Genomic DNA, 20,742 nt, shown 5'->3' on the forward strand with positions numbered 1-20,742 from the left:
CAGGGGGCTCCCGTTCGTCCATCCCATGGATGGCGGACGGGCGCCCCCTTTGTTTTTTCAAATAATCATGTGATGTCCAAATCAGGATCAGCAGGGGACAATGTTGGACTGGGCGCCGACCACGGTTCCTGTCGGACAATGAACCCCTGCCACATTCGATCAATGACAGAAGACAGGGACGGGATATGGACCAGCAGAACAGCGCGGGATTGCGTGAGAAACTCCTGGATTATGCGCTGCCGGCGCTGGTCCTGGCCCAGGATGTCCTGACCACCATCCTGCCGCGCACCGACAAGGCCAATCCGCTGCGGGAGGAACTGCGCGGCTGGCATTATCTGATCGGCACGGCGCTTTTCCTGCTGGCGGCCACGCGTCTGTGGCAATGGGCCAGGGGTCGCCCGCCACAGCCTTTGCCCCTGCTGCCGCCGCGGGCACGCGCCTGGGCCATGGGTCTGGTCCTGACGACCTATCTGATCTTCTTCATTACCCCCATCCTGGGTGTGCTGGTGGTGTGGAGCCATGGGATGGGCCTGCATCTGGGCCCCCTGCCCGCCTTGCCGGCGCTGATGGGGGAAAACCGGGATGTCTGGCTGTTCACCGGCTATTTCCATTCCGCCCTGGCCACCAGCCAGATGCTGCTGAAGCTGGTGGTGCTGCTGTCGGCCGCCTGGTTCCTGTTCCGCCATGGCAAAGGGCTGATCGCGGCCTTCCCGCGCGGCTATGGCCTGATGGTGCTACTGTCCTTCACCGTGTCCGTTTTCGCCATGTCGACCTTCAAGTCGTATGAGAAGGGGCCGGGCACCGTCGCCACGTTCCTGGGCATCTGCGCCGCCATCTGGGGCATTGCCCTGCTGGTCCGCCGTGGCCGCAAGAGCCGCACGCATGAGGCCGGCTTCCGCGGCATCGTGCCCGCCGCCATCGCCCTGTTGGCCCTGGTCGGCGTCGGTCTCTATGGCCCGCACGCGCTGTTCCGCGTCTCCCCCTTCGCCCAGGGCCAGACGGTGGCAGCAGCGGCCGGCGTCACTTCCCACGATGCCCCGGTCATTGTGGAGAAGCTGCCGCCGGAGACGGAGTTCGAACGGCAGGTGCGGGCCGAGACCTTCAAATGGTGCACCTTCTGCCACACCATGAACAAGGGCGGCGCCCACATGGTCGGCCCCAACCTGTACGGCATCATGGGCCAGCGCATCGCGTCGGTGCCCAACTTCCCCTATGGCGAGGGCCTGGCGGCACACGGCGCCAAGGGCGAAACCTGGACGGATGAGACGCTGGCCCGGTTCCTGAACAATCCCGACGCGTTCGCCCCCGGCACCTCCATGGTCATCTCGTCCGGCAATGTCACCGACCCGGAGCGGCAGAAGGCACTGATCACCATCCTGAAGCGTGAAACGGGGTCGGCGGCGGCGGAGTGACCGCCGCACCCCGGAAAGGATAAAGGATGTCCCTGATCCGTAAAGCCTATGCCGACATTCCGGCCGGGCAGTTGCATCTTTGGCGCGTGCAGGGGACGGGCATCCCCTTCATCCTGCTGCACCGGACGCCCGTTGATGGCGGCAGCTTCGCCGCCATGCTGACCCTGCTGGCGGCGCGGGGCCGCAGCGCCATCGCCTTCGACACGCCGGGCTTCGGGCAGAGCTTCCAGCCCGACGGCAGCCCGTCCGCCGCCGATTATGCGCGCTGGTTCCTGGATGCCATCGACGCGCTGGGCATCGCTGATTTCCATCTGGCCGCCCACCATACCGGCACGCATTTCGCCGTGGAACTGGCACTGCTGGCCGCATCGCGCGCCCGATCGCTGACCCTGTCGGGCGTGCTGCATGCCGATGCGGCGGAACGGGCGAAAAGCCGGGCCGATATCGGTGCCGCCCCGCCCGTGGACAGCGACGGTGTCTATGCCACCGACACCTGGAAGATCATCCGGTCCTTCTACTGGGATTACGATCCCGCCCTGGTGCATCGGGAATTCCTGGGCGCGCTCGGCAGTCCGCAGGGCCGCAATCAGGCCTTCGACGCCATCTTCGCCCAGGATTTCGCCGCGACCCTGGCCCGCGTCACCTGTCCGGTGCGCGTCGTCCAGGCATTTGATGATCCCCTGTCCTTCATGCTGCCCCGCGTCGCGGCCAACCATCCCGGCATTCCCGTGGGCCTGATCGGCCCGGCCGGGATCGCTGCACCAGAACGCCAGGCCCCCGCCTTCGTCGCCGCCCTGCTGGCCCATGCCCAGGCCGCCGATGCCGTGATCGCCCCAAAGGAAGATGCCATGACCAGCCGCAGTTTCCTGCTGTCCGCCGAGGGACAATCATTCCGCCTGCGTACCGAACAGGCACCGGTTCCGCAACCGGGTCCGGGCGAGGTGCTGGTGCGCGTGCGGGCCGTGTCGATCAACCGTCGCGACATCATGGTCAAGAACGGTTTCTACCCAGTCAATGGCGCCAATCATTTCGTTCCCGGATCAGATGCCGCGGGTGAGGTGGTGGCCGTGGGCGATGGCGTCACCTCGGTCAAGGCAGGTGACCGCGTCTGTTCCGCCTTTTTCCAGAACTGGCCCGGCGGGCGCATCAATTTCGCGGCCTTCGCCTCTGCCCTGGGTGCCGGCGGGGCCGGTGTCTTCGCCGACCATGTGCTTTTGTCCGAAACGGGCGTGGTGCCGGCCCCGGTGGGGTGGAGCTTCGCACAGGCCGCCACCATCCCCTGTGCGGCCGTCACTGCCTGGTCGGCCCTGTCGGGCGTGGGCGCTGGCGACTGGGTGCTGATCCAGGGCACGGGCGGGGTGGCACTGTACGGGCTGCAGATCGCCGCGGCGGCCGGGGCCAAGGTGCTGGTGATCAGTTCCAGCGACGCCAAGCTGGACAAGGTGCGGGCCATGGGGGCGACCGAAACCGTCAATTACAAGACCCATCCCGACTGGGACAAGGAGGTGCTGCGCCTGACGGGTGGCGGCGTCCATCATGTGCTGGAACTGGGCGGGGCCGGCACCCTGGCCCGGTCGATCCGCGCCACGGCGGCGGGCGGGCGCATTGCGCTGGTCGGCGGTCTGGACGGGTTCGGCGGCGACATCGCGGCGGCCGATCTGGTGATGGGCGTCAAGACCGTCGCCGCCGTGGCCGTGGGCAGCCGCGCTGATCAACAGGCGGTCACCGATTTCCTGTCCCGCCACGCCATCACCCCCGTCATCGACCGGGTGTTTGACGCGGGCGAGATGGAACAGGCCTATGCGGCGGCCGATGCCGGCGTCTTCGGCAAGGTCGTGGTCCGCCTGGACTGACTATCGGCACCCATTTCAACCAGCAAGGGGGAGCGTGACATGGGTCTGGGACGGTCGCGACGGATTTTGGTCGGCATCGGGATGGCCCTGTTGGCGTCCGGTGCAGCTTATGCCCAGGCCCAGCCCGCCCCGCCCCTGGCCGGCGACGACGCCCTGCGGGCGCAATATGCGCTGCCCAACTCTCGTTTCATGGATGTCGATGGCACCCCCATCCATTATGTGGACGAGGGCAAGGGGCCGGCGATCCTGCTGATCCATGGTTCCTATGCCAGCCTGCGGCAATGGAACGGCTGGGCCGCGGAACTGAAGAAACAGTACCGCGTCATCCGGTTCGACATGGCGCCCGCCGGCCTGTCCGGACCGGCGGGCAAGGATAATTACAGCATCGACGACACTTTCCATGTCATCGACACCCTGACGCAGCGGCTGGGCGTCGACCGGTTCATGGTGGTTTCCACCTCCAGCGGCGCCGTCGCGGGTGTGGCCTATGCCGCCCTGCATCCCGACAAGGTGGTGGCCCAGATTGTCGGCAATGCCGCCGTCGGCCCCGTCAAGTTCGATCTGTCCAAGGCGTCGCCGGAATTGCAGCAGGCCGTGGCGGAGGATGCGACGCACAAGGGCTATCACAAGCCGGAATTCTGGCGGCAGATCCTGCTGGCCAATATCGAAGACAAGGCCAAGGTCACGCCAGCCCTGGTGCAGGAATGGACCGACCTGAACAACCGCGCCCTGCGCATGCCGACAAAGCCCGTGCCGCCGCCGCTGGCCCGGACGGTGGACGACCTGAAGACCATCCGCCTGCCGACCCTGCTGCTCTGGGGGGCGAACGACCATGAGGTGGGGCTGGAGCATGCGCAGGCGGCCATGACGCTGCTGCCCGGCCCGGACAAGCAGCTGATCGTGCTGCCGGGATGCGGGCACATGATGCCACCGGATTGCGGCGACACGGCCCTGGCCAGCGCCATGCCCTTCATCAACCGCGTGCTGAAGGCGGGTCGGTAAGCCGCCCCAAACATCCGCACAGCGGTCAACACTTCGCCCCCCAAAGGATACGCCCCCCTTATTCCGCTATCAGGAAATCAACGAATTTCACGCTTCCAGAACAAGGGGGATGCGATGGGTTACCGTTTGGGCGTCGATGTGGGGGGTACCTTCACCGACCTGCTGCTGTTCAATGATACGACGGGCGCCTTCTGGCGACACAAGACCCCGTCCACCCCGGCGGACAGCTCCGTCGGCATCCTGAACGGCGTCACCGTCATCTGCGAGAAGGCGGGGATCACGCCGGCCGATGTGGAATTCTTCCTGCACGGCACCACGGTCGCCACCAATGCCGTGCTGGAAGGCAAGGGTGCCAAGGTCGGCCTGATCGTGACGGAAGGATACCGTCAGATCATGCAGATCGCGCGCTCCTTCGTGCCGGGCGGTCTGGCTGGCTGGATCGTCTGGCCGAAGCCGGAACCGCTGGCCCGGCTGGAAAACACGGTCGAGATCAAGGGCCGCATGGATGCCCATGGCAACGAACTGCGCCCCATCGACGAGGATAATATCCGCGCCGCCCTGGTGCGGCTGAAGGATAAGGGCGTGGAGGCGGTCACCGTCTCCCTGATCAACGCCTATCTGAATGGCGCACACGAGAAGCGCGTGGGCGAACTGGCAGCCGAGATCCTGCCCGGCGTGCCCGTGTCGCTGTCCCATGAAGTCCTGCCGGAAATGCAGGAATATGAGCGCACGCTGACCACGGTGGCCAATGCGTCGGTCCGCCCCATCGTCGGCCGCTACGTCCGCAATCTGCGCGAGAAGCTGAAATCGAGCGGCTTTGCCGGCTCCCTGTCGCTGCTGCGCTCCGATGGCGGGCTGATGTCCTCGGAAAAGTCGGAGGAGCATCCCGTCTCCCTGCTGATGTCGGGTCCGGCCGGCGGCGTGACGGGGGCCCTGTGGGTGGGCGCCAATTCCGGCATCCGCAACATCCTGACCCTGGATGTGGGTGGTACCTCCACCGACGTGGCCCTGATCGAAAATCTGGACCCGCGCCGCGTGCGCACGACGGAAGTCGGCCATCTGGCCGTCCGCGCCTCCTCGCTGGACGTGAAGACGGTGGGTGCCGGCGGCGGCTCCATCGCCTATGTGCCGGAACTGACCAAGGCGCTGCGTGTCGGCCCGCAATCTGCCGGTGCCGTGCCGGGCCCCGTGGCCTATGGCAAGGGCGGCACGCTGCCGACAGTGACCGACGCCAATGTCGTGCTGGGCTATCTGCCAGAGGCCCTGCTGGGCGGCACCTTCAAGCTGGACCGTGAAGGGGCCAAGAAGGCGGTGCAGACCATCGCCGATACGCTGGGCATTGATCTTTATGCCGCCGCCCGCGGCATCATCGACATTGTGAACGAGAACATGTTCGGCGCGCTGCGCATGATCTCCGTCCAGCAGGGCTATGATCCGCGTGACTTCGCCGTCATGGGCTTTGGTGGTGCGGGCCCGCTGCATGTCAATGCCGTGGCCCGGCTGATGGGCTCCTGGCCCGCCATCTCCCCCGTCTCCCCCGGCGTGCTGTGCGCGCTTGGCGATGCCACGACGCGCATGCGCACCGAAACGGCGCGGTCCTTCTCCCGCCGCTTTGACGAGACGCAGGAAAGCGACGTGCTGGACCTGCTGGAATCCATGGCCAAGCAGACCCGCGACGAGCTGAAGGCCGAAGGCATCAAGGACGAGGACATTACCAGCCTGTTCGAGATCGACGTGCGGTACGAAGGCCAGGCCTTCGAGGTGCCGCTGTCCATCGATCCCGAAACGCTGCGCCGTGACGGCCTGGTCGGCGTGACCAAGCGCTTTGATGAAGAACATCACCGCCTGTTCACCTTCAACATGCCCTCCCCGCATGAGCTGGTGAATCTGCGCGCCGTGGCGCTGGGCCCCGTGCTGGACCTGCCGGCCGCCGAACTGCCCAAGGGCAATGGCGACCCGATCGCGGCCAAGATCCGCGATCATGAATTGTGGATGGATGGCCGGATGGTGCCGGCCGTGATCTATGACCGGGCCAAGCTGAAGGCCGGCGACCTGATCCCGGGTCCCGCCATCGTCATCGAAATGGACAGCACGACGCTGATCGAGGCCGGCTGTGACGGCCTGGTCGACCGCGTTGGCAACATCCTGATCAACCCGCGCTGAAGGGGAGAGTGTCCATGACCGCGACTATCATCCAGACCAACAACACCCCCTTCAACAAGGTCAGCATCGACCCGGTGACGCTTGAGGTCATCGAAAACGCCCTGCGCAATGCCCGTATCGAGATGGATGCGACGCTGGTGCGCACGGCCATGTCGCCCGGCATCCGCGAACAGGGCGACGCCTTCCCCCTGATCGCCGACCGCACCGGCCAGATGGTGGTGGGTCAGTTCGGGTCCTATATCGGCCCGTTCCTGGAAGGGTTCGAGGGCACGGTCGAAGAAGGCGACATGATCATGCTGTCCGACCCCTATTCGGTCGGCGGCGCCATCAGCCATCTGAATGACTGGCTGGTGCTGTTGCCCGTGTTCAAGGATGGCCGCCTGATCGCCTATACGTCAATGTTCGGCCACCAGTCCGACATTGGCGGCAAGGTTGTCGGCTCCATGCCCATCGACGCCACCTCGATCTTTGAGGAAGGCGTGCGCATCCCGCCCGTGAAGATCTATTCCAAGGGCGTCTATAATGCCGACCTGATCAAGCTGATCATGGCCCAGACGCGCAAGCCGGACTGGTGTACGGCCGATCTGAACGCCCTGATCGCGTCCTGCCGCGTGGCCGCCCGCCGCGTGGTGGAAATGTGCGAGCGGTTCGGCGACGATGTCTTCGCCGCCGCGACCGACGAGCTGCTGGCCCGCAATTACCGCGCCATGAAGCAGCTGATCGCCAGCTCCATCAGCGAGGAGAAGGTCAGCTTCGAGGATTATATCTGCGATGACGGCATGGGCTATGGCCCCTACAAGATTCGCTGCACCATGCATCGCGAAGGCGACATCGTGGTGCTGGATTTCGACGGCACCGACCCGCAGAGCCAGGCCTCGATCAATTTCTTCCTGAATGAAAACATGCTGAAGATGTTCTTCGGCATCTACATGATCATGGTCTTCGACCCGCAGGTGCTGTTCAATGACGGCTATTACGACCTGATCCGGGTGAAGATCCCCGAAGGCTCCCTGCTGAAGCCGAAATTCCCCGCCGCCTTGTCGGGCCGTACCCATGCGCTGGGCCGCCTGTTCGACATCATGGGCGGGCTCTTGGGCCAGAAGACGCCGGAATTCCTGAATGCGGCCGGCTTCTCCTCCTCCCCGCACCTGTTCTTCTCCGGCTATGATGCCAAGGGCCGCTGGTTCCAGCTGTTCCAGATCGGGTTCGGCGGCATTCCGGGTCGTCCGCTGGGCGATGGGCCGGACGGGCATTCGCTGTTCCCCGGCTTCACCAATGTCCCCAACGAGTTCCTGGAGCGGTATTTCCCGCTGGTCATCGAACGCTATGAAACGGTGGCCGACAGCGGCGGGGCAGGCCTGCATCGCGGCGGCAACGGCATCATCATGACCTACCGTTTCCTGGCCGCCGGCACCATCGCCATCCATGATGACCGCTGGTTCACCCCGCCCTGGGGCGTGAATGGCGGCGAACCCGGCGCACGGGCCCGCAAGATCCTGGAAAAGCCGGACGGCACCCAGACGGTGGTCGGCAACAAGCTGGAAAACCTGACGGTGGAAGAAGGCGACCTGCTGCACTTCATCACCTGGGGTGGTGGTGGCTGGGGCGACCCGCTGCTGCGCGATCCTGCGCTGCTGGAGGTGGAGCTGGAGCGCGGTCTGGTCACGGCCGACGGGGCCAAGCGCTATGGCGTGGTCCTGGTCGACGGCAAGGTCGATGCGGCCGCCACGGAGGCGCTGCGGGCGAAGATGCGGGCGGAGCGCGGTCCGGTGACGGAAGTGTTCAATTTCGGTCCCGACATCGACACGCTGCGCGCCAACAGCCTGGCCGAAACCGGCCTGCCGGCGCCCAAGGCCCCGGTGAAGCTGCGCCACGTCGCGGCGTGAGGGGCGGGGACGCTCTTTTCCACCGTCATCCCGGCTTTCGCCCATGGGTGCTAAGTTAGTCCCTTGGAATGAGGTGCCTCCCCCGCGAAAGCGGGGGTCCAGGGGCCACCAGGAAAACACGCGTCAGTGCCCGTGGCCCCTGGACCCCCGCGCGGGGAAGGCACTGAGGGGGTGCAATTGGCTAAGTTAGCGCCCTCTGGTGAACGCCGGGACGACGGAAAAAGGTCGATAAAGATTAAGCCAGTCACACCTCACCCCCCAACCCGGAGCATCCCCATGGCCCTGCTGTCCCGCCGTTCATTGCTGCTGTCCATGACCGCGCTGGGTGCCGTGGCAGCATTGCCCGTGCGCGCCCAGCCCGCCCCCGGCCTGACCGTGAAAACCCCGGCGGGACGCGCTGTCTCTGTCAGCGTCTGGAAACCGGCGGGCAACCCAGCAGGCCGCATCCTGTTCTCCCACGGGGCGATGTCCGCGCCCTGGAAATATCAGCCGCTGATCGATGCCTGGGTGAAGGCTGGCTATGCCGTCTATGCCCCGCTGCATGTGGATTCAACCGACCATCCCGACCGCAACAGCTTTCCGGGCCTGGCCAGCTGGTCGGCCCGGATTGAGGATGTGCGGGCCCTGGCCGACCATCTGAACGGCCCCTATATCGCCGCTGGCCATTCCTATGGCGGGCTGGTGGCGCTCTGCCTGGGCGGCGGCACCGTGGGCGTGCCGCCGGAGGTGAAGACGCCGCTGCACGATCCGCGGGTACAGGCCGTCGTCGCCTTCTCTCCCCCCGGTGCCGGCATGGGCTTCATCAACAAGGGCGATTTCGCGGCCTTGGCCGTGCCCGCCCTGATCCAGACCGGCGACAAGGATGTGCCGCCCGGTGGCAATGCCGACTGGCGCAGCCACCTGCTGGCCTTTGACGATGCCAAGGAAGGGGGGGACCGCTATGCCTTGGTGCTGGACGGGGTGGACCATTATTTCGGCGGCGCCATCTGCCGCCCGGAACTGCCCGGCCCCAAGCTGGAAAAGGAAATCACCACGGCCGCCGCCGTGTCGGTCGACTTCATGCGCGCCTATGCGGGTGGCGATGCGGCGTCGCTGAAGGCGCTGAAGGCGCGGGTGACGGATCAGGGGCCGGTCAAGCTGGCGGTGAAGTGAGCGGGGCTCTCGCAGACAATTACGGGATTGTCTTCCCACTACCGTCACCCCGGCGAAAGCCGGGGCCCAGTATAGCGGCGTCTGCCGCGATAAGAGTCATATTGGCGCTGACCGCGCCTCACGCTGGGCCCCGGCTTCCGCCGGGGTGACAGAAGAGAGAGGAAGGCAGAGCCAATTCCCTCACAGCCTTGCCGTGACCGCCTTCGTCTCCAGATACGCGTCCAGCCCTTCGCGGCCGAACTCCCGGCCCCAGCCGGATTGCTTGTAGCCGCCGAACGGAATGTTGGTGGCGATGGCGCCGTGGCAATTGATCGACACCTGGCCCGACCGGATGCGCGACACCAGCCTGTGCGCGGTCGACAGGCTGCGCGTCCAGACAGAACCCGACAGGCCATAGACGCTGTCATTGGCCATGGCCGCGATGGCTTCCACATCCGTCGTCTCAAACCGATGCACGGCCATGACGGGGCCGAAGATCTCGTCCCGGAACACGGCCATGTCGGTCGACACGCCCGTCAGAATGGTGGGCGGTAGGAATTGGCCCGGCCGCTCCAGCCGCACCCCGCCCGTGGCCAGCACCGCCCCGTCGGAAAGCGCCCGGTCGATATGGGACTGCACGCGCGACGCATGGCCAGCGCTGATCAGCGGCCCGAAATTGTTGGCCGGGTCCAGCCCGTGGCCCAGCTTGAAGAAGCCGGCAAAGGCCACCATGCGCTCCACCAGCTCATCATGGATGGAGGCATGGGCGAAGATGCGGGTGCCGGCCATGCAGTTCTGGCCCTGCAAAAAGAAGGTGGCCATGGACACGCCGGGGCCGGCTAGGTCCAGATCGGCGTCGGGCATGACCACGACCGGCGACTTGCCGCCCAGTTCCAGGGAGACCTTCTTCAGATTGCCGGTGGCCGCCTGCACGATCTTGCGCCCCACCTCCGTCGATCCGGTGAAGCTGATCTTGTCCAGATGCGGATGGGCGGACAGGGCGGCCCCCGCCGTTTCCCCCGGTCCGTTGACGATATTGACCACGCCGGCCGGGAACCCCGCCTCCTGGATCAGGCGGCCGAGCGCCAGGGCCGACAGCGGCGTCTCCTCCGCCGGCTTGATCACCACAGTGCAACCGGCCGCCAGCGCCGGGGCCAGCTTCAGCGTCAGGGTGGAGACAGGCACGTTCCAGGGTACGATCAGCCCCACCACGCCGACGGGTTCACGCAGGGTATAGGTCAGCGCCTCGGCATCGGCCGTGACATGTGGCGGCGGCGTGGTGGTCACACCTTCGATGCGCAGGATGGCGCTGGCGTAATATTCATACATCTCCACGCAGTTGGACACGGTCAGGGCCGCGATGAAGCGCGGCATGCCATTGTCCAGGATCTCCAGCTCCGTGAAGAATTCCGCATCGCGTTCCAGCAGGCGGGCCAGCCGGACCATCAGCCCCGCCCGCTCCCGCGCCTTCAGCCGCGACCAGGGGCCGTTGAAGGCGCGGGTTGCCGCCGCCACGGCCGCATCAATATCGGCCGCCCCACCCGACGCGACGCTGGCCAGATACAGGCCGGTCGCCGGATCATGACTGTCCAGGGTCGCACCCGACCGCGACGGAACCCAGTCCCCGTCGATCAGCAACCCGTGCCTTTCCGTCAGGAAAGCCTGGGTGGCGGGGGAGATGGTGTGACCGTCAAACGGCAGGGCGGTGGGGGACATGGGCGGTTACTCTGGGGCGGGTGGGGGGATGGGGAGGCAACGCAAACAAGCACTGACAACGCTATTTCCCGTCATCCCGGCGAAAGCCGGGACCCAGGGTCACAAGACCAACCCTCAGCGCCACATCGATTGACGCTGCCGACAGGTCGGGCGCTTGGCCCCTGGGTCCCGGCTTTCGCCGGGATGACGGGAGTAAGGGTCATTTCGGTCAAGCGAACCTTCTCACCTGCGCTCATTACCGGCACAACAAGGGCTCCCCCATCACACCGGCACGGTGCGGCAATCATAGTCCAGCAGACCCAGCGAATCCTCGTTGCGGAAATTCTCCGTCCCGAAATATTCGGTGTTGGTGGTCTGCAGCCGGTCGGCGTTGGCGTTGGATTCCTGCTGGATGAAGGTGGCGCGTTCATGGCGGGCGGCCATGTAGCGCGTCAGCGCTTCGCCGATGCTGCCCGACGCGGCCAGCGCACGGGACAGCACGATGGCGTCTTCGATGGCGCAGGCCGCGCCCTGGCCCATGAAGGGGGTCATGGCATGGGCGGCATCGCCCAGCAGCGCCACCTTGTCATCCTTGATCCAGGTGGACAAAGGCTGGCGGGCATTGATCGCCCATTTGTAGCAGCGGCCTTCCGGCACAGCCGCAATCATGGCCTGAATTTCCGGGGCCCAGCCTTCATAGGTGGCTTCCAGATCGCTGCGCAGGGCCGGAATGGTCCAACCATCCTGCTCCCAGCCCGACTGGCGGGCGAAGAACACCATGTTCAGGATCTTGGACCCGCGCACAGGATAGCGCACGACCATGCGGTTGGGGCCGATATGCATGCCGGGATAGGCTGCCAGTTCGGCCAGCACCCCTTCGGCCGGTGCCAGGGCGCGCCAGGCGACATGGCCCGTGAAATGCGCCTTGGCCGGTTCGAACAGCTGGCGCACCACCGACTTCACCCCATCGGCGCCGACCACCAGATCGCCCTCGATTCGCCTTCCATCGGCCAGGATGACGGTCGATCCGTCCACCGCCACGGCGGCAGCGTTGGTGAAAAGTTGGGCACCCGCCTTTTCCGCCGCCTCCACCAGGATGGCATGCAGGTCGGCGCGATGGATATAGACGTAAGGTGCACCATGGCGGGCGCGCATGTCCGACCGGTCCATGACCCGCAGGATGCGGCCATCCTGCCAATGCTGGATGCGCTGGCGCGCCGGTTCCACGCCGGCGGCCGCGATCTGTTCAGCCAGCCCCAGATGCACATAGCCTCGCATGGCATTGGGCGACAAAGTGACGCCGGCGCCGACCTCGCCAAAGGCCGGTGCGGCTTCCAGCAGTGTGACCGCGAAACCCTGGGACCGCAGGGCAAGGGCCGCGGTGAAGCCACCGATACCGCCGCCGACAATTGTGATTCTTGCTTTGCTCATGGGCGTGGAAGCCTTCGCAGCTTAATTCCGGGCGCCGATCCATCGTCGGCGTTGGGGCCATTACGCCGCGCGGGGCCGGGGCCGGTACAGGCGGGGACTTTTGCCTGTCCACACGGCGGACGTGGACGGCCATTGGAAAAAATGTAATCCTAGCAGGCATTTATGCGCGATTTGTCCGGCTGTCGGACATGAAATGGGCGCGCCCCTGCCCAAAAACGGGGCTTTGCCGGGGGTTTCAGCGCATTCGTTCATCACGACTATCCGACAGGTGGACATACGCGCATATTCTGCGGTTACAGTTTGATTTCACCGGCATGATCGATGCGCTAAGTGCACGGTTCTTAAGTGCGCAGATATCGGGACGGGAGTTTTCGGGAATGGACAAGATCAAGCCCGTCAGGGCCATGCTCCGGGTTCTGGATGTGCTTCAGGTGCTGAACAGCCGCAATGGCGTGTCGGTCACCGATGTGGCCAATGCCATCGATCTGCCGCGGACGACGGCCTATCGGGTGCTGGAAACCCTGTGTTCGGCCGGTTACGCGGTGCGTGACGGATCGGACGACCGCTACCGCCTGACCGTGCTGGTCCGCGGCCTGTCGGACGGGTACGATGACGAAGCCTGGGTGGCCGACGTGGCCCAGCCGATCCTGGCCCAGCTGGGCCAGAAGCTGGTCTGGCCCGTGTCGATCAGCACGAACCAGGGCAATGGCATGCTGGTCCGCCACACGACGGACAAGCAGAGCCCGCTGGCGCTGGAACGCTATAATGCCGGCGTGCGCCTGCCGCTGCTGAACAGCGCCTCGGGCCGCACCTATCTGGCCTTCAGCCCCGCCCCGCAGCGCGCCGCCCTGCTGGATATCGCGCTGGGTTCCGGCGGCGAGATGGAGGGCGCGGGGCGCCAGCGCGACCTGATCGAAAAGATGCTGGGCAATATCCGCAAGGCCGGCTACGCCATTTCCATCCGCCAGTTCCGCGGCGAATCGTCGGCGGCCGTGCCCATCTATAGCGGCACCAACCTGCTGGGCGTTGTCGGCATGCGTTTCATGGACAAGGCCGTGACCGAACAGGTCTTCACCAGCCGCTACCTGCCCGACCTGAAGGCCGCCGCGCGCGAGATCGGCGAGACCTATGCCGACTGGAAGGGCACGGCCGCACCCGAACCGGTGGAGCAGGTGCCCACACGCCGTTGGGACTGGACCCTGGAACGCCGCGTGGAACATTGAGGGGTGGGGGGCTCGCCCTGTCGTTCTCACCGGCAAAAGCACATAGGTGCTAAGTTAGCCCAATGGAATAAGGTGCCTTCCCCGCGAAAGCGGGGATCCAGGGGCCGCGAGAACCACGGCTCAGTGCCCTTGGCCCCTGGATCCCCGCTTTCGCGGGGGAGGCAGGGAGGATGCAATTGACGAACTTAGCCCTTGAGCCTTCACCGGGATGACGAGGGTAAAAGGCAAATCATCACCAGACAGCCCCCCTATTCCCGCTCCCGATTGAAGCTCATCGAATAGACGAAACGGTCGGCGGGGTGGACGGTTTCGCTGGCCAGGAACAGGGTGCCCTGCGCGTCATGATACAGCCGGCGGGTCAGCAAGGCTGCCGCCCCCGCCTCGCTGCCCAGGATGCCGGCCAGATTGGTGTCCAGCACCATGGCGCTGATCTGCTGGTCGATGCGGGTGGCGTGGATGCCGAAACGCCCCTCAATGGCATCGGCGATGGTCGGCTGCGCCTCGATCTCCGCCTGGCTGGGGGCGCAGTCGCGGCGGATAAGCACGCGCGTCAGGCCCACCGTCTTGGCCCCGTTGCCCCGCTGCCCGCGCAGTTCCATCCAGCCGGCCGCGTCCAGCTTCAGCGGCCGGACCATGCCGTCAGCCGGGGCGGGACCATAGGCCATGATGGTCAGCCGGGCGTCGCGGGCATATTGCAGCAGATCCTGAAATCCCCCCAGCGGCTGCACGAACAAGGCCGGCTCGGCCGCGGCCGCCACCACGGTGCCCGCCCGGCGCTTGCGCGTGACCAGGCCGGCCTCCGTCAGCAGGCGCAGCGCGTCGCGCGCCGTGTGGCGGGAAATGTCATGGGTGGCGCACAGGTCCTGCTCCGTCGGCAACAGGTCGCCGACCTTGTAGGTCCCGTTGGTGATGGCCGCGCGCAGCATCTGGGCGATCTGCTGGTAACGCGGCACCGTACCGGTTGCCAATATGATGCTCCCCTGGGGTAATGGAAACCCGGCGCGATCAAGGACATGGGAGCGGTCACCCCGTCAAGTCCGACGGGCGGCCTATCCACCCCTTGGCCGGGGGCAGCGAAAATTTACAGACGGGTGCCGCAAGCGCTTCCCCCGTCGGAAAGGGCGTGATAGAGATATTATGTCCGGACATATTAAGGGCCGCGCCCGCACCGCGATCCAGGGTCGAGAGCATCGTCATGAGCCTTGTCTTGTCATTGGCCGATCACCTGTCCCGCCCCGTCACGGCCCGGCTGCGGCGGCGGGCGGCGCTGCATCTGCTGGATTGGGCGGGCTGCGCTATCATCGGGGCGGCAACGCCCGTGGCAGCGCAACTGGCGGCGGCCCTGCTGGACGGGGCAACAGGCCCCTGCATGGTCATTGGCCATGGCGCCGGTGCACCGGCCGAAGCGGCCGCGCGCTATAACGGCGCGCTCGGCAATATTTTCGAAATGGATGATGTGGACAAGCGCGCCCGCCTGCATCCCGGCCCCGTCATCATCCCGGCCGCCCTGGCGGCAGCCCAGGCCACGGGCGCCGATACGGCCACCCTGCTGGATGGTATCGTGCGTGGGTATGAGGCGATGGTGCGGCTGGGCCGGGCCCTGGGCGATGCGCATTACCGCGTCTGGCACACGACGGCCAGTTGCGGCACGATCGGTGCCGCCGCCGCCGTGGCGTCGGTGCTGGGCCTGGACCGCGACGGGCTGGCCCAATCCATGGCGCTGGCCGCGACGCGCACGGGCGGGCTGTGGGAAACCCGCAACGACCCGCGATCGAACGCCAAACAGGTGCATAATGCCCAGGCGGCGGGCGACGGCTATCTGGCGGCAAAACTGGCCCAGGCCGGTCTGCGCGGTCCCGCCCGCATCCTGGAAGGGGCCGAAGGCCTGTTCGCGGCCACGGCACCAGGCTCCGATCCCACCGCCCTGCTGGCCGGCGTCACGCCCGCCGGCTGGTGCCTGGATGATATCAGCCTGAAGCCCTGGCCCGCCTGCCGCCATGTCCATCCCGTCATCGACGCCTGTCTGGCCCTGCTGGAAAAGCTGGGGCGTGACGGGCTGACCCTGCGGGAGGTGGCGGGCGTGGCCGTGCAGACCTATGGCGATGCCCTGCGCTTCTGTGACCGGCCCGACCCGCAATCGGTGATCGAGGCGAAATTCTCCCTGCAGCACAGCGTGGCCGTCACCCTGCTGGGCGGGCCGCCGCCCCTGTCGGCCTTCGACCCGCCCGCCATCCGGGATGATGCCGCCGCCACCCTGCGGGCAAGGGTGAAGGTCACGGTTGGCGAGCCTTACAACAGCGCCTATCCGAACCATTTCGGGGCGCGGGTGGCGCTGACGCTGGCCGACGGCACGCTGCTGGTCCGCGAACAGCCCGATGCGCTGGGCGATCCGGAGAATCCATTGCCCGATGACCGCACCATCGCCAAGGCCCGCGCATTGATGCTGGCCGGCGGGATGGCGGCGACGGACATGGACACCCTTGTGACGGAATGCCTGGCGCTGGCCGACAATGGGCCGATCCCGCGCCATTGGCCGGTCTTGCCGCTGCGGGGTTTGTCATGAAGGCGTCTGAGAAATTTGCGCGGCACGCGCTGTCCGTTGAATGGGTGACCCTGCCGGAACCGGCACGCGACGCCGTCCGCATCTTCCTGCTGGATACGGCTGGCGTCGGCATCGCCGGGTCCAAGGCGCCGTTCGCGGAGGAAGTGGCGGCATCGGCCCTGGGCTGGGCCGCGACAGGTCCCGCCCCAGTGCTGGGCCGGGCCATCCGCGTATCGGCCCCGCAGGCCGCCTTCATCAACGCCTATCAGTTCCATTGCCAGGAATTTGACTGCGTGCATGAAGGCGCTGTCGTGCATCCGCTGGCCACGGTGCTGTCGGCCCTGATGGCCGATACGGCGCGCCAGAAGGCGCCGGTGACGGGGGCGGAATTCGGGGCATCCATGGCGGCCGGCGTGGATATCGCCGCCACGCTGGGCCTGGCCGTGACCAGCCCGCTGAAATTCTTCCGCCCGGCCACGGCCGGCATCTTCGGCTGCGTCGCCGCCATCGCCCGCCTGCGCCGGCTGGACGTCGCCACAACGGTCAGCGCGTTCGGCCATGCGCTGGCCTTCGCGTCCGGCACCATGCAGGCGCATGTGGAAGGCAAGCCCGGCCTGCCTTTGCAGGTCGCACACGCCGCCCAGGCCAGCCTGATGGCCATCGATCTGGCCATCGCCGGCGTGCCCGGCACCGATGGCAGCGTCGATGGCCCGTTCGGCTATCTGGCCCTGTTCGAAACGGCGACCGATCTGCCGCCGCTGCTGGAACGGCTGGGCCAGGACTGGCGTATCGCGGAGGTCAGCCACAAGCCCTTCCCCACGGGCCGCGCCGCCCATGGCGCCATTGTCGCCACCCAGGCGCTGATGCGCGATCATGGCGTGTCGCCCGCCAATCTGGAAAGCCTGACCTATACCGCCCCGCCGCTGATCCACCGGCTGGTCGGCCGTGCGCTGCCAGCATATCCGGCGGCGATGACGGCCAATTACGCAAGGCTGTGCTTTGCCTGGCTGGGGGCCGTGGTGCTGACGCGCGGTACCGTGGGCCTGGCCGATTTCACGCCTTCGCGCCTGACCGACCCCAGCCTGCATGCGCTGGGATCGAAGATCAGCGTGGTCGTGGATGCCAATCCCGACCCCGCCGCCTTTGTGCCCGCCGTGGCGGAGGCGCGGCTGACCGACGGGCGCCGCGTCTTCGCCCGCATCGACAGCCAGCTGGGCAGCCCGACGACACCGTTGTCGCGCGAACAGCATCTGCGCAAGTTCCGCGCCTGTCTGGATTTCGCCGGCGCCACCGCCCTGGCCGACCCGCTGATCCAGGCCATCGACAATCTTGAGGGACAGGCCGACATGGCCGCACTTCTGCGCCGCGCCAGCGGCCTTCCCGGTTGATATGACAGGAGTTTCACCCATGGACGGGCATCAGACCTATTTCAACGCCGTCGACTGGAACGCGTTGCAGCGCGACCATCCCATCGGTGACGATTTCGTCCGCTTTGCGACACAGACCAGCCGGGACGAACTGACGTCGCATCAGAACCGCCTGTTCATGCGCTGCGTGGCCCGCGCTTGGGCCACGCCCTTCTATCAGCGCCTGTGGGGCAAGGAAGGGATCGAGGTAGGCGACATCCGCTCCATCGAGGATCTGCCCCGCCTGCCGACCTTTGACAAGTCGGACATCATGGCCAGCCTGGAAATCGCACCGCCCTTTGGCGATTTCTCCGGCTTTTCCAGCTATCCCGCCGGGCAGCGCCCGCCCGTCGTCTTCCACACCACCAGCGGCACGACAGGAAAACCCCAGGTCCTGCTGTTCGGCGCCAAGGGGCGCGAGGCGCAGAACCTGCTGCTGGGCCGTCTCTACCGCTTCCAGGGTTTGCGCCCCGACGATGTGGTCCATTCCGTCTATGGCCATGGCATGATCAATGGCGGCCATTATGTGCGCGAAAGCGTGCTGCACTGGACCTCCTCCATCTTCATGTCGGCCGGCACGGGCGTGGAGACGCGGTCGGTGCAGCAGGTGCAGCTGATGAAGGAATTCGGGGCGACGGTGATCGTCGGCTTCTCCGACTACATCAAGAAGCTGGCCGAGGTGGCGCGCGAGAATGGCATCGACCCCGTGCGCGACCTGAATATCCGCATGATCTCCGGCCATCTGGGCAAGGAGGACAAGGCCGGACTGTCCGCGGCCTGGGGCGGGGCGGAATGCTTTGACTGGTACGGCGTGGGCGACACGGGCTGTATCGCCGGCGAAGGGCCGGACCGTGACGGGCTTTATGTCATGGAAGACGCCCAATATCTGGAGGTTTGCGACATCGACACGGGCGCGCCCGTGCCCGACGGTGCGCTTGGCGACATGATCGTCACCTGCATCTACAAGGACGATATCCACCCCATCATCCGCTTCAACACCCATGACGTCACCCAGGTGCGTACCGGCGCGTCCAGCATCGGCGTGCAGTTCAAGCGGATCGAGGGCTTCCTGGGCCGGTCGGACAATATGGTGAAGATCCGCGGCATCAACATCTTCCCGCAGGCCATCGGCCCCATGCTGAACGGCGTGGAGGGTGTGGCCGGCGAATATATCTGCAAGGCCGTGCGCGACGGCGCGGGCCGTGACGAATTCATCGTCGTGGCCGAAACCACGGCCGCCGGCAATGACCGCCAGGGCGTGGCCGAACGCTGCCGCGCCGTGCTGAAGCAGAAGATCGGGATCGAGGTGGGCGTGGAACTGGTCGACCACCGCGCCACCGCCGCCCTGACCCAGATCGACGTGCGCCAGAAGCCCATCCGGTTGATTGATGAGCGGTTCAAGAAGTGAGGGTGGGGGGGGAGGTCCGTCCCCTCTAGCGTCACCCGATGATAAGCACAGGGGCACCCCTTCAACTCTCGCACATTCGTGCCTCCCCCGCGAAAGCGGGGGTCTAGGGGCCACAGGAGCCAGCGCTTCAGTGCCCTTGGCCCCTGGATCCCCGCTTTCGCGGGGAAGGCACCTTATTCCAAGGGGCCAACTTAGCGCCTCTGGGCATAAGCCGGGATGACGGGAGGTTTACCCGATAGGATTGCCCTGAACACCATCGCCCCTCCCCCCAAACCCGAGCCCCCCATGACCCACGCCCCCCTTCCCCCCCGCATCGGCGCATCCGGCCTGGCCCCGCTCTATCGCCGGGCGGTGACCGATCCTGTGGCGGTGACGCGGCATTATCTGGACCGGATCGCCAGCCTGGACGGGCAGATCAGGGCCTATACCCAGGTGCTGGGTGACAGCGCGTGCGTGGCCGCGCAGGCATCGGCCGCGCGCTGGGTGGCGGGGAACCCGCTGTCGGACCTGGATGGGGTGCCCATCGCGGTGAAGGCCAATATCGCAATCCAGGGGGCCTTCTGGCATGCCGGTATCAGCGCCTATCGCGACCGCATCGCCGATCAGGACGCCGACTGCGTGGCACGGCTGCGCGCGGCCGGGGCCATCCTGCTGGGCAGCGTCAATATGCATGAAGGGGCGCTGGGGGCGACGACGGACAATGTCTGGTTCGGCCGCACCCAAAACCCGCTGCGCCCCGGCTTCACGCCCGGCGGGTCCAGCGGCGGATCGGCGGCCTGTGTCGCGGCCGGGCTGGCGGCGGCCGCCCTGGGGTCCGACACGATGGGATCGGTGCGCATCCCCAGCGCCTATTGCGGGCTGGCCGGGTACAAACCCGCCCGCCGCGCCATCCGCATTGATGGCGTCATCCCCCTGTCGACGACGCTGGACCATGTCGGCGTGCATGGCTGGACGGTGGAGGATTGCGCCCTGGTCGCGGCCCATGCCGGCACCGGCTTCGCCCCGCGTCCGGCCCGCCTGTCCGGCCTGCGGCTGGCGGCACCCGACTGGCGGTCGCGGGTGGAGGCGCCCGATTATATCTGGGCCGCCCGCGACAATGCCGCCGCCCGTCTGCTGTCGGCCGGCATGGTGGCCAGCGACGCCGACATGGCCCCTTACCAGCCCGGTCAGGCCCGCCGCCTGGGCCTGCTGGTGTCGGAGGTGGAGGGGATGAACGCCCATGCCGCCCAGCTGGCGCAGGGCGATGACGGCTTCTCCCCGGAATTCCTGTCCCTGCTGCGCTGGGGGGCCAAACAGCCGGCCACCAAGGTTGCCGCCGCGTACCAGGGGCTGGATGAAATCCGGCTGGCGGGGCTGGACTGGCTGTCGCGGGTGGATGCGGTGCTGCTGCCCACGGCCCCGCAGACGGCCTTTGCCTTTGACCAGCCCGTACCCGCCAACCAGGCGGACTTCACGGCCCTGGCCGATTTCATCGGCTGCCCGGCCGTTTCTGTGCCCGCCGGACTGTCGCCGGACGGGCTGCCCTTGTCGGTGCAGGTCATCGGCCGCGATGCGGGCGTGGTCCTGGCCGTGGCGGCGGCGCTGGAATAG

The 20,742-nt window shown here is 66.6% G+C and carries 14 protein-coding genes; 11 read left to right on the forward strand and 3 right to left on the reverse strand.

Features of this window, described 5'->3' with window-relative positions:
- Window positions 1-185: 185 nt before the first annotated feature.
- The 6 genes from ACODTW_RS12000 to ACODTW_RS12025 all read left to right on the forward strand — a co-directional run bounded on the left by ACODTW_RS12000 (window position 186) and on the right by ACODTW_RS12025 (window position 9,468).
- On the forward strand, window positions 186-1,412 hold the full coding sequence (locus ACODTW_RS12000) for a c-type cytochrome (RefSeq protein WP_488946248.1): 1,227 nt from the start codon (window positions 186-188) through the stop codon (window positions 1,410-1,412).
- 26 nt (window positions 1,413-1,438) lie between these two features.
- Window positions 1,439-3,265, forward strand: coding sequence for an alpha/beta fold hydrolase (locus tag ACODTW_RS12005; protein WP_488946249.1), 1,827 nt, complete (start codon window positions 1,439-1,441; stop codon window positions 3,263-3,265).
- Window positions 3,266-3,304: 39 nt separating this feature from the next.
- Window positions 3,305-4,267, forward strand: coding sequence for an alpha/beta fold hydrolase (locus ACODTW_RS12010; protein WP_488946250.1), 963 nt, complete (start codon window positions 3,305-3,307; stop codon window positions 4,265-4,267).
- Window positions 4,268-4,381: 114 nt separating this feature from the next.
- Complete coding sequence (locus tag ACODTW_RS12015; protein WP_488946251.1) at window positions 4,382-6,430, forward strand: hydantoinase/oxoprolinase family protein; 2,049 nt, start codon at window positions 4,382-4,384, stop codon at window positions 6,428-6,430.
- A gap of 14 nt (window positions 6,431-6,444) precedes the next feature.
- On the forward strand, window positions 6,445-8,316 hold the full coding sequence (locus tag ACODTW_RS12020; protein ID WP_488946252.1) for a hydantoinase B/oxoprolinase family protein: 1,872 nt from the start codon (window positions 6,445-6,447) through the stop codon (window positions 8,314-8,316).
- A gap of 276 nt (window positions 8,317-8,592) precedes the next feature.
- On the forward strand, window positions 8,593-9,468 hold the full coding sequence (locus tag ACODTW_RS12025) for an alpha/beta hydrolase family protein (RefSeq protein ID WP_488946253.1): 876 nt from the start codon (window positions 8,593-8,595) through the stop codon (window positions 9,466-9,468).
- Window positions 9,469-9,648: 180 nt separating this feature from the next.
- Here ACODTW_RS12025 and ACODTW_RS12030 read toward each other — a convergent pair whose 3' ends face one another.
- Together ACODTW_RS12030 and ACODTW_RS12035 are read right to left on the reverse strand one after the other, a co-directional pair.
- Window positions 9,649-11,163 carry an aldehyde dehydrogenase family protein gene (locus ACODTW_RS12030; protein WP_488946254.1) on the reverse strand — a complete coding sequence of 505 codons (1,515 nt, stop codon included), beginning with the start codon at window positions 11,161-11,163 and terminating at the stop codon, window positions 9,649-9,651.
- Window positions 11,164-11,424: 261 nt separating this feature from the next.
- Complete coding sequence (locus ACODTW_RS12035) at window positions 11,425-12,573, reverse strand: FAD-dependent monooxygenase (RefSeq protein ID WP_488946255.1); 1,149 nt, start codon at window positions 12,571-12,573, stop codon at window positions 11,425-11,427.
- A 377-nt stretch (window positions 12,574-12,950) separates the two neighbouring features.
- Here ACODTW_RS12035 and ACODTW_RS12040 point away from each other — a divergent pair, with 377 nt between their 5' ends.
- A complete protein-coding gene (locus ACODTW_RS12040) occupies window positions 12,951-13,796 on the forward strand; it encodes a helix-turn-helix domain-containing protein (protein WP_488946256.1) in 846 nt (281 codons plus the stop codon).
- Between the two features lie 248 nt (window positions 13,797-14,044).
- Here the strand turns inward: ACODTW_RS12040 and ACODTW_RS12045 are convergent, their stop codons facing one another.
- Entirely contained in the window at window positions 14,045-14,764 is a 720-nt protein-coding gene (locus ACODTW_RS12045; protein ID WP_488946257.1) for a GntR family transcriptional regulator, read from the reverse strand.
- Window positions 14,765-14,991: 227 nt separating this feature from the next.
- Here ACODTW_RS12045 and ACODTW_RS12050 point away from each other — a divergent pair, with 227 nt between their 5' ends.
- The 4 genes from ACODTW_RS12050 (at window position 14,992) to ACODTW_RS12065 (ending at window position 20,742) form a co-directional block, all read left to right on the forward strand.
- Complete coding sequence (locus ACODTW_RS12050) at window positions 14,992-16,359, forward strand: MmgE/PrpD family protein (RefSeq protein WP_488946258.1); 1,368 nt, start codon at window positions 14,992-14,994, stop codon at window positions 16,357-16,359.
- Complete coding sequence (locus tag ACODTW_RS12055) at window positions 16,356-17,726, forward strand: MmgE/PrpD family protein (protein ID WP_488946259.1); 1,371 nt, start codon at window positions 16,356-16,358, stop codon at window positions 17,724-17,726. Before ACODTW_RS12050 ends, ACODTW_RS12055 begins: the two co-directional genes overlap by 4 nt.
- Window positions 17,727-17,745: 19 nt before the next feature.
- Window positions 17,746-19,152: a phenylacetate--CoA ligase family protein gene (locus tag ACODTW_RS12060; RefSeq protein ID WP_488946260.1), complete on the forward strand. Its 1,407-nt coding sequence runs from the start codon at window positions 17,746-17,748 to the stop codon at window positions 19,150-19,152.
- Between the two features lie 285 nt (window positions 19,153-19,437).
- Window positions 19,438-20,742, forward strand: coding sequence for an amidase (locus ACODTW_RS12065; protein WP_488946261.1), 1,305 nt, complete (start codon window positions 19,438-19,440; stop codon window positions 20,740-20,742).

Source organism: Niveispirillum sp. FG148, assembly GCF_057809655.1.